The organism is Pseudomonas corrugata, assembly GCF_001269905.1.
Classification (GTDB): domain Bacteria; phylum Pseudomonadota; class Gammaproteobacteria; order Pseudomonadales; family Pseudomonadaceae; genus Aquipseudomonas; species Aquipseudomonas corrugata.
Genome location: NZ_LHVK01000015.1, coordinates 170,203 through 183,021, shown reverse-complemented (window position 1 = coordinate 183,021; position 12,819 = coordinate 170,203). Strand labels below are relative to the sequence as shown.

Genomic DNA, 12,819 nt, shown 5'->3' with positions numbered 1-12,819 from the left:
TTTTTCCACGAGGCTTACCATGCGTGTACTGGTTTGCGAAGACGATGAACTGATCGCCAGCGGGATCGTCGCCGGTCTCACGGCCCAGGGCCTGACCGTCGAGCACGTGGGGTCGGCCTCGGCGGCGCGGGCGATGATCGGCGTGGCCGAGTTCGATGTCATGGTGCTGGACCTGGGGCTGCCCGATGAAGACGGTCTTAAACTGCTCAAGCAATTGCGCCAGCAAGGGCTGGAGATTCCGGTGCTGATCCTCACCGCGCGGGATTCGGTGACCGATCGGGTCGACGGTCTGCAAGCTGGCGCAGATGACTATCTACTCAAGCCTTTCGACCTACGGGAGCTGGCGGCGCGCCTGCACACCTTGCTGCGACGCGTGGCGGGTCGCAGCATCAACCTGATCGAGCACGGTCGACTGACTTACGATCCCAGCAGCCGTGAAGCCCTCCTGGATGGCCAGCCGGTGGATTTGTCCCGGCGTGAGCAGTCACTGTTGCAGGCGCTGTTGCACAGCCGTGGCCGGGTGTTGTCCAGCGAGCAGCTCAAGGACAGCGTGTACGGCTTCAACGACGAACTGGAAAGCAACGCCCTCAACGTCCATATTCATCACCTGCGGCGCAAGCTCGGCAATGGAATTGTCGAGACTGTACGCGGGCTGGGTTATCGCCTCGGACCGGCCGATGGCGGAGAGTCCTCCAAGTGATGAGCCTGCGATTGCGCCTGAGCCTGACCCTGGGCGCGGCGTTCACCCTGATCTGGGCCCTGGCGGCGGCATGGATGCTCAGCGATCTGCGCAACCAGATGATGTTTTCTCTCGACCAGCGCCTGGTGGCATCGGCGCGGATGGTCGCCGGCCTGCTGGAGCAGTTGCCGCCGCTGCCCAGCAAGGGCGAGGGCACGCATTTCAGCGCCGAGCAGTTGAGCATTCCCGGTGGCATGGCTTGCCAGGTCAGTTCCTTGCGCGGCGAAATCCTGGCCCGCAGTCATGGCACCCCGGAACAGGTCCTGGAAGCCCAGAAAATGGGGTTTCACGACCAGATGATCGACGGCGCACCCTGGCGCAGTTTCACCCTGGCCCGGGGCGACGTGCGCATTACCACCGCCGACCGCCAGATCGAACGGGAAGCCCTGAACATGTCGATTCTGTTGGCGGCCTCGGTGCCGGTAGGGGTGGCGCTGCTCGGGTGCCTGTGCCTGCTGTGGTTGGGCATCGGCCAGGGCCTGGCACCGCTCAACCGCATGCGCGATGCGCTGATGCGCCGCAATGCCGACTCCCTGGAGCCCTTGCAGATCCATCCATTGCCCAGCGAGCTGCGTCCCCTGCTGGAGACGCAGAATCAGCTGTTCCAGCGCATCGGCAAGACCATCGAGCGCGAGCGAAGGCTGACCGGCGATGCAGCCCATGAACTGCGCAGCCCTCTGACGGCCATCAAAACGCACCTGCAAGTGGCGCGCATGACCGAAGGCGTCGCGCGCGACCAGTCCCTGGCCAGGGCCGAGGAGGGCGCCGACCGCTTGCATCGCACGCTCGAGCAATTGTTACTGCTGGCCCGGGTGGAGGGCAGTCTGTCCTTCGACGATGGGGTACAGTGCAACGCCGAGCAAGTCGCGAGGCTGGCGATTCAGGATGCGGCCAGTGGCGATCCCGGGCGAATCAGGTTGCATGTGTCTGCTGGGGTATCCGATGCGCCGGTGCAGATGCCGGCGGTGTTGTCCATCGCGGCATTGCGCAACCTGCTGGATAACGCGCTGCGTCATACCCCGGAGGGCACCGAAGTGGAGCTGAGCCTGGAGATGATTGGTCAGCGGGTACGTTTCCAGGTCCGCGATCACGGTCCAGGCATCGCTGCCGACGATATCCAGCACTTGACCCAGCGCTTCTGGCGCAACGGTCAGAGCACCGGTTGCGGCCTGGGATTGGCAATCGTCCAGGCCATTGTCCAGCGTTGTGGCTGCAGCCTGCATTTCGACAGCCGTCCGGACGGGCTCCGGGTGGAATTGACGATGCCGGTGCAGGTGGGGGTTCGGTAGCTGACTGCTCGAAGCTTCCTGCAACCATTGCTATTGGCGCATCCGGGTCATCCGGGTCTATGTTTTTTCAGCTCGACTCAAGGACTGAGGAAAACAGCGACAATGGACACCTTCATCGAAATCAGCACCGCTGTGCCTGGCGATGCCGGCATCATCAGCCGGATCGCCGAGCGCTCCATCCGGGTCGGTTGTGCCGCAGAGCACCGTAATGACCCGCGCATTGTAGCCGCCTGGGTCCGCAATAATGCCCCAGCGCGTATTCGCCCCTGGCTGGCCGACCCGCGGTTGCGCCTGACCCTGGCACGCCTGCATGGGCGGCCGGTGGGCGTCGCGATGGCCTCGGTCAGTGGCCGGATCGCGTTCTGCTATGTGCAGCCGGAGTGGTTTCGGCGTGGCGCCGGGCGGGCGCTGGTGCAGGACATGGAAGCGTGGTTGTATGGCCGCGGACTGACCCAGGTGCGTCTGAACAGCACAGGCACCAGTCATGGGTTCTATCGCCGCCTGGGGTTTGAGCAAAGCGCCAAGGCGTTTGTCATTGGCGGCATCGCGGCCATTGCGATGCACAAGTCACTGGGCAAGCGGTTGAAGCGTTAGGCCAGGGCGCTGGATGCCCAATGCAGGCGGGTCAAGCCCATCCCTGTGGGAGCAAAGCTTGCTCGCGATAGCGGCCTCAATCGCGAGCAAGCTTTGCTCCCACGGGGCTCGCAGTGTGTCCGCGGTTACTTGAATCGCCGCTCCACGCCTTTCTCCACCAGGATCTTCGCCGAAATCTCCTCCACGGAAAAATGCGTGGAGTTGATGTGGGGGATGTTTTCCCGCCGGAACAGGTTTTCCACCTCGCGCACTTCGAACTCACACTGGGCGTAGCTCGAATAGCGACTGTTGGGCTTGCGTTCGTTGCGGATCGCGGTGAGGCGGTCCGGGTCGATGGTCAGGCCGAACAGCTTGTGCTGGTGGGCACGCAAGGCGCTGGGCAGTTGCAGGCGCTCCATGTCCTCTTCGGTCAGCGGATAGTTGGCTGCGCGGATGCCGAACTGCATCGCCATGTACAGGCACGTCGGTGTCTTACCACAACGCGACACCCCCACTAGGATCAGGTCGGCCTTGTCGTAATAATGCGTGCGAGCGCCGTCATCGTTGTCCAGCGCGAAGTTGACCGCCTCGATCCGCTCCATGTAATTGGAGTTGTGACCGATGGAGTGGGATTTGCCGACCGAGTAGGAAGAATGCTCGCTCAGCTCCTGCTCCAGGGGGGCCAGGAAGGTAGAAAAGATGTCGATCATGAAACCATTGGACGTTGCGAGAATCTCACGGATGTCTTGATTGACGATGGTATCGAAGATGATCGGGCGAAAGCCGTCGGTTTCGGCGGCTTTATTGATTTGCTGTACCATCGCCCGCGCCTTGTCGACGCTGTCGATGTACGGACGTGTCAGCTTGGCGAAGGTAATGTTTTCGAACTGCGCCAGTAGGCTTTGGCCCAGGGTTTCGGCGGTGATGCCGGTACCATCGGAGATAAAGAAAGCAGATCGTTTCATTTGCACCTTGGGCCTTAAGCTAATAGCGTTTCTTGGATATGATAGGCGCGATTTGCCGGCCGCCAATGGCCAGCATTCTCACTTATTTTCCAGGTCCAGGCCATATCGCCGGCCAACGCTCCCCAGGAGTCGCCGGTGCCTTGAGCTTTTCCAACACAGTTAGTGGAGAGATCACCTTGGTAGAGTACGTAGTTTCCCTCGATAAGCTCGGCGTCCATGATGTGGAGCATGTGGGGGGCAAGAACGCATCCCTGGGCGAGATGATCAGTAACCTCGCCGGCGCCGGTGTCTCGGTGCCGGGTGGCTTCGCCACGACAGCTCAGGCTTATCGTGATTTCCTGGAACTGAGCGGCCTGAACCAGCAGATCCATGATGCCCTCGATGCCCTGGATGTCGATGACGTCAATGCCCTGGCCAAGACCGGTGCCCAGATCCGTCAATGGATCATGGAAGCCGAGTTCCCCGAGAAACTGAACAGCGAAATCCGCACTGCCTTCGCCAAACTGTCCGAAGGCAACCCCGATATCGCTGTCGCCGTGCGCTCCTCGGCCACCGCCGAAGACCTGCCCGATGCCTCCTTCGCCGGCCAGCAGGAAACCTTCCTGAACATCCGGGGCGTGGACAACGTCATCCGTGCCGCCAAGGAAGTCTTCGCCTCTCTCTTCAACGACCGTGCCATTTCCTACCGTGTGCATCAGGGCTTCGACCACAAGCTGGTCGCCCTGTCCGCAGGCGTGCAGCGCATGGTCCGCTCCGAAACCGGCACTGCCGGCGTGATGTTCACCCTCGACACCGAGTCGGGCTTCCGTGACGTAGTGTTTATCACCGGTGCCTACGGCCTGGGTGAGACCGTCGTCCAGGGCGCGGTGAACCCGGATGAGTTCTACGTCCATAAAGGTACTCTGCAAGCCGGCCGTCCGGCCATCCTGCGCCGCAACCTGGGCAGCAAGGCCATCAAAATGATCTATGGCGACGAAGCCAAGGCAGGTCGTTCGGTGAAAACCGTCGATGTGGACAAGGCCGAGCGTGCCCGTTTCTGCCTGACCGACGCCGAAGTCAGCGAGCTGGCCAAGCAGGCCATGATCATCGAGCAGCACTACAAGTGCCCGATGGACATCGAATGGGCCAAGGACGGTGACGACGGCAAGCTGTACATCGTGCAGGCCCGCCCGGAAACCGTGAAGAGCCGTACCCAGGCCAACGTCATGGAGCGCTACCTGCTCAAGGAAACCGGCACCGTGCTGGTGGAAGGGCGTGCCATCGGCCAGCGCATCGGTGCCGGCAAGGTGCGGATCATCAAGGACGTCTCGGAGATGGACAAGGTCCAGGCCGGCGACGTGTTGGTCTCAGACATGACCGACCCGGACTGGGAACCGGTGATGAAGCGCGCCAGTGCCATCGTCACCAACCGTGGCGGACGTACTTGCCACGCGGCGATCATTGCCCGTGAACTGGGTATCCCGGCGGTGGTGGGGTGCGGTAATGCCACCCAACTGCTCAAGGACGGTCAGGGCGTGACTGTTTCCTGCGCCGAAGGTGATACCGGCTATATCTTCGAAGGTGAGCTGGGCTTCGACATCAAGAAGAACTCCGTGGATGCCATGCCGGAGCTGCCGTTCAAGATCATGATGAACGTCGGCAACCCGGACCGTGCCTTCGACTTCGCGCAATTGCCGAACGCCGGTGTGGGCCTGGCCCGCCTGGAGTTCATCATCAACCGCATGATCGGCGTGCATCCCAAGGCGTTGTTGAACTACAGCGGCTTGCCGCCAGAGATCAAGGGCAGTGTCGACAAGCGTATTGCCGGCTACGACGACCCGGTCGGCTTCTATGTCGAGAAACTCGTGGAAGGCATCAGTACCCTGGCGGCGGCGTTCTGGCCGAAAAAGGTCATCGTGCGTCTGTCGGACTTCAAGTCCAACGAATACGCCAACCTGATCGGCGGCAAGCTCTACGAGCCGGAAGAAGAAAACCCGATGCTGGGCTTCCGCGGTGCTTCGCGCTACATCAGCGAAACGTTCCGTGACTGCTTCGAACTCGAATGCCGTGCCCTCAAGCGCGTGCGCAATGACATGGGCCTGACCAACGTCGAGATCATGGTGCCGTTCGTGCGTACCCTGGGCGAAGCGAGCCAGGTAGTCGACCTGCTGGCGGAAAACGGCTTGGCCCGTGGCGAAAATGGCCTGCGCGTGATCATGATGTGCGAACTGCCGTCCAACGCGATCCTGGCGGAAGAGTTCCTCGAGTTCTTCGACGGTTTCTCCATCGGTTCCAACGACCTGACCCAGTTGACCCTCGGTCTGGACCGTGACTCCGGGATCATTGCGCACCTGTTCGACGAGCGGAACCCTGCGGTCAAGAAGCTGCTGGCCAATGCCATCGCCGCCTGCAACAAGGCTGGCAAGTACATCGGCATCTGCGGCCAGGGCCCTTCGGACCACCCGGACCTGGCCAAGTGGCTGATGGAACAGGGCATCGAAAGCGTGTCGTTGAACCCGGACTCTGTGCTGGAAACGTGGTTCTTCCTGGCCGAGGGCCAAGGCGCGGCCTGAGTGGAGCGGGGCCTCTAACGGCAATGCCGATGAGTTGAGCTGCAAATCTGTGGGAGCGAGCCTGCTCGCGAAAGCGCTGTGTCAGTCGCCATCAATGGGCCTGATCCACTGAATTCGCGAGCAGGCTCGCTCCCACAAGGCTTTGTCGCCAAGCCCCTTTGATTTAAGTAGGGCGGGCTCCTGTCGGAAGCCGCCCTTTTTTGTGCAAGAGTATTATGCAAAGCAGCAGCAACCTTTTTCCTGTCGCCCTGATCAGCGCCGAGCGGCGTGGCGATCTGAGCGAAGATGTCTACCGGCTGAAACCCGGCAACAGCCCGGACCCCAGCGTCGAACTGGCTGTTACCCGCCTGGGCATGGCCGACGCCGGACAGGTCCGCGGCGTCCCGGTGATCCTGTTGCACGGCAGCTTCTCCAACCGGCGCTTCTGGTACTCGCCCAAGGGGCTGGGCCTGGGTGCGTATCTGACGCGGTTGGGATTCGATGTGTGGATTCCCGAGATGCGCGGCCATGGGCTGTCCCAGCGCAACCAGAGTTACCGCAACAATCGCGTGGCCGACTATGCCTGCTATGACTTGCCGGCCATCGGCGCCTTTGTGCGCGAGCAGAGCGGGCAAGTGCCGCATTGGATCGGCCATTCCCTGGGGGGCATCACCCTGGCGGCGGCCTTGGGCGGCCAATACCTGGGCGAAGCGGCCGTAGCATCGGCGGCGTTCTTCGGCACTCAGGTCAGTCGCACCTACTGGCCGTTGAAAATCCCACCGGTGGAGTGGAGCGGGCGGTTCATCCTCAAGCGTTTTGCGCAGTTGTCCGGCTCCCGACTCAAGCGCGGTCCGGAGGACGAACCCATCGGCCTGGCTTTGGAGAGCATGCGTTGGTACGGCTTGTTCGGGCGTTTTGGCGATGCCAATAAGGACTGGTGGGCGGGCTTGGCCGAGGTGCCAGTGCCGGTGCTGGCAGTGAGCGCCGCCGGGGATCATCAGGACCCGACCTGGGCTTGCCGCAAGCTCTTCGAGCAGGTGGGGTCCGAGCACAAGCGGTTTGTCTGCCTGGGCCGGGAGCACGGCTTCGGTGACGATTTCGGTCATGTGGAGATGCTGGTCAGCAAGGCTGCCCACGCTGAGGTCTGGCCTCTGGTGGCGCATTGGCTGGAGGAGCAGAGTATGCCTTTACCGACACCCCGGCCGGTTCTAGCCGAGGCGGTTTGAGAGACGAGGGCATTTCGCTCTGGTCGGCTTGCGGCTAAGATATGACGCGTTAAACGGTTTCGGTCACAAACGGTTGCTCATTCAGTCTGACGTTCCAGCCCTTCAGGAGTTGTTCGATGAACCATTACCTCACGCCCGACCTGTGCGATACCTATCCGGACCTGGTGCAGGTGTTGGAACCGATGTTCAGCAATTTCGGCGGCCGCGATTCGTTCGGTGGCGAAATCGTGACCATCAAGTGCTTCGAGGACAACTCCCTGGTCAAGGAGCAGGTTGAACTCAAGGGCAATGGAAAGGTACTGGTTGTCGACGGCGGGGGCTCTCTGCGTCGGGCGTTGCTGGGCGACATGCTGGCCGAGAAAGCCGCGAACAACGGTTGGGAAGGGCTGGTGATCTACGGCTGCATCCGCGACGTGGACGTCATTGCCCAGACCGACCTTGGTGTCCAGGCCCTCGCCAGCCACCCGATGAAAACCGACAAGCGCGGTATCGGTGATCTTAATGTATCCGTGACCTTTGCTGGCGTGACGTTTCGTCCGGGCGAATATGTCTATGCGGACAATAACGGCGTGATCGTCTCGCCAAGCCCGCTGAAAATGCCTGAATGAAGCTTCACAGCTGTAAGGGATGAGGATGTTCGAGGAAGAAAACGCGCAGTGGGGGCTGGTGCATGCCCTGGTGCTGGATGGCAAGGGCGGCGCGCGTTCGATCGCCCGGACCGAGCTCGACGACCTACAGTTGCAGGCGCACGAAAGCCTTTGGCTGCATTGGGATCGCAGCCATCCGCAGACCCATACCTGGTTGCGCAAATCCAGCGGACTGAGTGAGTTCAACTGCGATCTGCTACTGGAGGAAAACACCCGGCCGCGCTTGTTGCCATTACCCGAAGCCGAGCTGCTGCTGTTCCTCAGGGGCATCAACCTCAATCCGGGCGCTGAACCTGAAGACATGGTTTCGGTGCGGATTTTTGCGTCCGCCCAGCGGGTGATCTCCCTGCGTCTTCGCCCTTTGCGCGCCACGGATGAGCTGCTGGCGCACCTGGCCGAAGGAAAGGGACCGAAAACCGCGTCGGAACTCATCCTTTATATGGCGCAGTACCTGACCAACAAGGTCCAGGATCTGGTTTCCCAGCTTTCGGAAATCGTCGATGGCGAAGAAGAAATGCTTGATGCCGACGAACGGTATACGCCCGAGCACGATGCCATTTTGCACATTCGCCGCCGAGCCGCCGGGTTGAAGCGATTCCTGGCGCCGCAACGGGACATTTTCGGGCAGATGTCGCGTATCAAACTGCCGTGGTTCGTCGAGGACGACGGCGATTACTGGAATGAATTGAACAACAGTCTGACCCGTTATCTCGAGGAGCTGGAATTGACTCGAGAGCGCGTGGGGCTTGTGCTGGAGGCTGAGGATCGGCGCCTCTCAGTGCGCATGAACCGGACGATGTACCGCTTTGGGATCGTCACCGGGATCTTCCTGCCGATGAGTTTTCTCACGGGCCTGCTGGGCATCAATGTCGGCGGTATTCCATTTTCCCAAAGCCCCTACGGCTTTCTGGTCGCCTGCCTGCTGATGGCCGGCGTGGCCCTGGGACAGTGGTGGCTGTTCCGTCGTCTGCGCTGGGTGTGACAGGTTTCATGTGACCCGACGAAATTTGATCGCGTCTTTCACAGACATCACGAGAGGTGCGTATGCACGATCCGTTTGAACAGTCTTTGCGCGACATGCTCAAGGCCTCGCCGTCCAGTCGGGACGACGATGCATGCCTGGGGCGTGTGCTGAAAACCGCCAACCGCCAGGTCGGCGCCGGCGATCTGTTCAGCCTGCTGGGCCGTTGGCTGCCCGCGCTGATGATCGCCTTGAACAACGGGTCGGCCCATGTCTCGCCGGTTTCCCGTCGTAAACCTGTTACCCGCACCGCTGATAAGGCTGACTGAATATGGAACTGAATCTCTGGACCCAGAGCCTCGTCGCGGCAATGACTGCGCTGTGGACCAAAGTGGCCAATTTCATCCCGAACCTCTTCGGTGCACTGGTGGTGGTGCTGTTGGGATTCGTCGTGGCCAAGTTGCTGGACACGCTGCTTTCCAAGCTGCTGGCCAAATTGGGTCTGGATCGCCTGATGGGCGGTACTGGCCTGACCAAGTTGCTGTCCCGTGGCGGCATCCAGGTACCGATCTCGACCCTGGTGGGCAAAATTGTCTACTGGTTCGTGTTGCTTATTTTTCTCGTTTCCGCGGCTGAATCTCTAGGTCTTGAACGGGTTTCGGCAACCCTCGACATGCTTGCGCTGTACCTGCCCAAGGTTTTCGGAGCCGCCCTGGTGTTGCTGGTCGGCGTGCTGCTGGCTCAGCTGGCCAACGGGCTGGTGCGCGGCGCAGCCGAAGGCGTAGGGCTGGATTACGCCTCGGGCCTGGGGCGAATCGCCCAGGGACTGGTGATCATCATCAGTATTTCTGTCGCGATCAGCCAGTTGGAGGTCAAGACCGACCTGCTCAATCATGTGATCGTGATCGTATTGATTACCGTTGGTCTGGCGATTGCGCTGGCGATGGGATTGGGAAGCCGGGAAATCGCCAGCCAGATTCTTGCGGGAATCTATGTGCGTGAACTGTATGAGGTTGGGCAACAAGTGCGGGTTGGCGAGGTCGAAGGCCAGATCGAGGAGATCGGCACGGTGAAGACCACATTGCTGACCGAGGAGGGCGAACTGGTGTCGCTCTCCAATCGGATCCTCCTGGAGCAGCATGTGAGTAGCCGCTAACCTGGCAAACTCTGCTAATGTATGCCGCCGCAAAACGCCTGCTATCGCAGGCTGCGGCGCACATTGACCTAGACCGTCGGTCCGACTTGTTTTGAACAAACCCCAATCGTTGTCCACGCGCTATGACCCCCGTGATCTCTCTGATGAGGAGTTGGTCGCGCGCGCGCATACGGAGCTGTTCCACGTAACACGTGCTTACGAAGAGTTGATGCGCCGTTACCAGCGTACATTATTTAACGTTTGTGCACGTTATCTAGGGAACGATCGCGACGCTGATGATGTCTGTCAGGAGGTGATGTTGAAGGTGTTGTATGGCCTGAAGAACTTCGAGGGGAAATCTAAGTTCAAGACGTGGCTATATAGCATCACTTACAACGAATGCATCACACAGTATCGCAAGGAACGGCGAAAGCGTCGTTTGATGGACGCTTTGAGCCTTGACCCTCTCGAGGAAGCGTCTGAGGAAAAGGCGCCCAAGCCCGAGGAAAAGGGTGGACTCGATCGCTGGCTGGTTTATGTGAACCCGATCGACCGTGAAATTCTGGTGCTACGATTTGTCGCAGAACTGGAATTCCAAGAGATCGCAGACATAATGCACATGGGTTTGAGCGCGACAAAAATGCGTTACAAGCGCGCTCTCGATAAGCTGCGTGAGAAATTTGCAGGCATTGCTGAAACTTAAGTTCGGCGCAAATATCTCTTACGTGTAGGCAAGTTCTGATAGACTTGCCGCCGAGTTGTCCCCCGGTTTGCGGGACTGCTTCACAATCACCAGATGGGGATTTAACGGATGAAACTGAAAAACACCTTGGGCTTTGCCATTGGTTCTCTTATTGCCGCTACTTCGTTCGGCGCGCTGGCACAAGGCCAAGGCGCAGTTGAAATCGAAGGCTTCGCCAAGAAAGAGCAATTCGACAGCGCTCGTAACTTCAAGAACAACGGCAACCTGTTCGGCGGTTCGGTTGGTTACTTCCTGACCGACGACGTTGAACTGCGTCTGGCCTACGACGAAGTACACAACGCACGTTCCGACGACGGTCGTAACATCAAGGGCGCCAACACTGCACTGGACGCTCTGTACCACTTCAACAACCCAGGTGACATGCTGCGTCCGTACGTCTCGGCCGGTTTCTCCGACCAGAGCATCGGTCAGAACGGTTCCAGCGGTCGTAACCGTTCGACCTTCGCCAACGTTGGCGGCGGCGCCAAGCTGTACTTCACCGAGAACTTCTACGCCCGTGCCGGCGTTGAAGCTCAGTACAACATCGACCAGGGCGACACCGAGTGGGCTCCAAGCGTCGGTATCGGTGTGAACTTCGGTGGCGGCTCCAAGCCTGCTGCTGCTCCAGTTCCAGCTCCGGCTGAAGTCTGCTCCGACAGCGACAACGATGGCGTGTGCGACAACGTCGACAAGTGCCCTGACACCCCAGCCAACGTAACCGTTGACGCTGATGGCTGCCCAGCAGTTGCTGAAACCGTACGTGTTGAGCTGGACGTGAAATTCGACTTCGACAAGTCGGTCGTCAAGCCAAACAGCTACGGCGATATCAAGAACCTGGCTGACTTCATGAAGCAGTACCCAGCAACCACCACCACTGTTGAAGGTCACACTGACTCCGTCGGTCCTGACGCTTACAACCAGAAACTGTCCGAGCGTCGTGCAAACGCCGTCAAGCAGGTTCTGACCAACCAGTACGGTGTTGAATCGTCCCGCGTTCAGTCTGTTGGCTACGGCGAAACCCGCCCAGTTGCCGACAACGCCACTGACGCTGGCCGTGCTGTTAACCGTCGCGTAGAAGCGCAGGTTGAAGCCCAAGCTAAGTAATTAGCCCACAGCTTTGGAAAAGCCCGGCTTATGCCGGGCTTTTTCTTGCCTGCGATTTGCCCAACACGAAGTAAAAACCCTGTGGGAGCCTGCTCGCGGTAGCGGTATGAATGCACCGCCACCTTCGCGAGCAATGACGGGTTACAGGACTGAAGCCTGGCGCCATTCGGATTGGGATTTTGCCAGTTCAACTGCACCGGCCACTGCACCAATCACCAGGATCGCCGGGCTTTTGAGTTGAAACGCAACTGCGTCGGTCTCCATCGAAGCCAGGACGCTGCGGCAGTCTCGCTGATGAGGCAGGGAGGCGTTCTCGATCATGGCCACGGGGGTGTCCGCTGCCAGGCCACCCGCCAGCAGTTGCTCGCGGATCTCGCTCAGTTTCGCCACCCCCATGTACACCACCAAGGTCGTCCCGCCCTGTGCCAGGGCTTGCCAGTTCAAGCAGCTGCCGTCCTGGGTGTGGGCGGTGACCAGCGTCACGCCCCGGGCGATGCCGCGCAAGGTCAAGGGAATGTCGCACTGGGTTGCTCCCGCCAGCCCGGCCGTGATGCCATTGACCAGTTCCACTTCGACGCCATGCTCACGCAGCCATTGCGCCTCTTCACCACCTCGGCCGAAGATGCAGGGGTCGCCGCCCTTGAGGCGCACCACGCATTTGCCTTGGCGCGCATAACGCAGCATCAGCCGGTGGATGAAGGCCTGTGGCGTGGAGCGGCAGCCGCCGCGCTTGCCTACGGCGATGATGCGGGCACCGGAGCAATGTTCCAGCACCGCTTCGTTGACCAGATCGTCGATCAACACCACGTCGGCTTCGCGCAGGGCGCGCACGGCCTTGAGGGTCAACAATTCAGGGTCGCCAGGACCCGCACCCACCAGCCAGACTTTTGCGTTCATAGTGTTTTCC

At 60.3% G+C, this 12,819-nt stretch carries 13 protein-coding genes; 11 read left to right on the top strand and 2 right to left on the bottom strand.

The genetic code is table 11. From position 1 onward, the window contains the following. The first annotated feature begins 19 nt into the window (after window positions 1-19). The 3 genes from AD665_RS20965 (at window position 20) to AD665_RS20955 (ending at window position 2,622) form a co-directional block, all read left to right on the top strand. On the top strand, window positions 20-700 hold the full coding sequence (locus tag AD665_RS20965) for a response regulator (protein WP_053193537.1): 681 nt from the start codon (window positions 20-22) through the stop codon (window positions 698-700). Further along, window positions 697-2,028, top strand: coding sequence for a sensor histidine kinase (locus AD665_RS20960; protein ID WP_053193534.1), 1,332 nt, complete (start codon window positions 697-699; stop codon window positions 2,026-2,028). The genes AD665_RS20965 and AD665_RS20960 overlap by 4 nt, the downstream gene beginning before the upstream one ends. Before the next feature lie 102 nt (window positions 2,029-2,130). Then, a complete protein-coding gene (locus AD665_RS20955; protein WP_024776742.1) occupies window positions 2,131-2,622 on the top strand; it encodes a GNAT family N-acetyltransferase in 492 nt (163 codons plus the stop codon). Window positions 2,623-2,747: 125 nt separating this feature from the next. Here AD665_RS20955 and ppsR read toward each other — a convergent pair whose 3' ends face one another. Next, a complete protein-coding gene (ppsR, locus tag AD665_RS20950) occupies window positions 2,748-3,566 on the bottom strand; it encodes a posphoenolpyruvate synthetase regulatory kinase/phosphorylase PpsR (RefSeq protein WP_024776743.1) in 819 nt (272 codons plus the stop codon). A gap of 176 nt (window positions 3,567-3,742) precedes the next feature. Here ppsR and ppsA point away from each other — a divergent pair, with 176 nt between their 5' ends. From ppsA to AD665_RS20905, 8 genes are all read left to right on the top strand, one after another. Next, window positions 3,743-6,118: a phosphoenolpyruvate synthase gene (gene ppsA / locus AD665_RS20940; RefSeq protein WP_024776744.1), complete on the top strand. Its 2,376-nt coding sequence runs from the start codon at window positions 3,743-3,745 to the stop codon at window positions 6,116-6,118. 215 nt (window positions 6,119-6,333) lie between these two features. Further along, window positions 6,334-7,323, top strand: a complete 990-nt coding sequence (locus tag AD665_RS20935; protein ID WP_053193531.1) for an alpha/beta fold hydrolase — start codon at window positions 6,334-6,336, stop codon at window positions 7,321-7,323. 116 nt (window positions 7,324-7,439) lie between these two features. After that, window positions 7,440-7,931 (top strand): ribonuclease E activity regulator RraA, encoded by a 492-nt coding sequence (gene rraA / locus AD665_RS20930; RefSeq protein ID WP_024776746.1) that lies wholly within the window; start codon window positions 7,440-7,442, stop codon window positions 7,929-7,931. Window positions 7,932-7,956: 25 nt separating this feature from the next. Continuing rightward, on the top strand, window positions 7,957-8,952 hold the full coding sequence (locus tag AD665_RS20925) for a zinc transporter ZntB (RefSeq protein WP_024776747.1): 996 nt from the start codon (window positions 7,957-7,959) through the stop codon (window positions 8,950-8,952). Window positions 8,953-9,014: 62 nt separating this feature from the next. Next, complete coding sequence (locus AD665_RS20920) at window positions 9,015-9,260, top strand: hypothetical protein (RefSeq protein ID WP_014337331.1); 246 nt, start codon at window positions 9,015-9,017, stop codon at window positions 9,258-9,260. A gap of 2 nt (window positions 9,261-9,262) precedes the next feature. Next, a complete protein-coding gene (locus AD665_RS20915) occupies window positions 9,263-10,087 on the top strand; it encodes a mechanosensitive ion channel family protein (RefSeq protein WP_024776748.1) in 825 nt (274 codons plus the stop codon). Between the two features lie 91 nt (window positions 10,088-10,178). Continuing rightward, window positions 10,179-10,769 (top strand): RNA polymerase sigma factor SigX, encoded by a 591-nt coding sequence (sigX, locus tag AD665_RS20910; protein WP_025212681.1) that lies wholly within the window; start codon window positions 10,179-10,181, stop codon window positions 10,767-10,769. A 108-nt stretch (window positions 10,770-10,877) separates the two neighbouring features. After that, window positions 10,878-11,912: an OmpA family protein gene (locus AD665_RS20905; protein ID WP_024776750.1), complete on the top strand. Its 1,035-nt coding sequence runs from the start codon at window positions 10,878-10,880 to the stop codon at window positions 11,910-11,912. Between the two features lie 141 nt (window positions 11,913-12,053). Here AD665_RS20905 and cobA read toward each other — a convergent pair whose 3' ends face one another. Next, complete coding sequence (gene cobA, locus AD665_RS20900; RefSeq protein ID WP_053193528.1) at window positions 12,054-12,809, bottom strand: uroporphyrinogen-III C-methyltransferase; 756 nt, start codon at window positions 12,807-12,809, stop codon at window positions 12,054-12,056. Window positions 12,810-12,819 lie beyond the last annotated feature (10 nt).

What these genes read in the sequence shown, in the direction of transcription:
- AD665_RS20965 (WP_053193537.1), top strand. Translation starts at nt 20, where the DNA reads ATGCGTGTACTGGTTTGCGAAGACGATGAACTGATCGCCAGCGGGATC.
- AD665_RS20955 (WP_024776742.1), top strand. Translation starts at nt 2,131, where the DNA reads ATGGACACCTTCATCGAAATCAGCACCGCTGTGCCTGGCGATGCCGGC.
- ppsR (WP_024776743.1), bottom strand. Translation starts at nt 3,566, where the DNA reads ATGAAACGATCTGCTTTCTTTATCTCCGATGGTACCGGCATCACCGCC.
- AD665_RS20935 (WP_053193531.1), top strand. Translation starts at nt 6,334, where the DNA reads ATGCAAAGCAGCAGCAACCTTTTTCCTGTCGCCCTGATCAGCGCCGAG.
- rraA (WP_024776746.1), top strand. Translation starts at nt 7,440, where the DNA reads ATGAACCATTACCTCACGCCCGACCTGTGCGATACCTATCCGGACCTG.
- AD665_RS20925 (WP_024776747.1), top strand. Translation starts at nt 7,957, where the DNA reads ATGTTCGAGGAAGAAAACGCGCAGTGGGGGCTGGTGCATGCCCTGGTG.
- AD665_RS20920 (WP_014337331.1), top strand. Translation starts at nt 9,015, where the DNA reads ATGCACGATCCGTTTGAACAGTCTTTGCGCGACATGCTCAAGGCCTCG.
- AD665_RS20915 (WP_024776748.1), top strand. Translation starts at nt 9,263, where the DNA reads ATGGAACTGAATCTCTGGACCCAGAGCCTCGTCGCGGCAATGACTGCG.
- AD665_RS20905 (WP_024776750.1), top strand. Translation starts at nt 10,878, where the DNA reads ATGAAACTGAAAAACACCTTGGGCTTTGCCATTGGTTCTCTTATTGCC.
- cobA (WP_053193528.1), bottom strand. Translation starts at nt 12,809, where the DNA reads ATGAACGCAAAAGTCTGGCTGGTGGGTGCGGGTCCTGGCGACCCTGAA.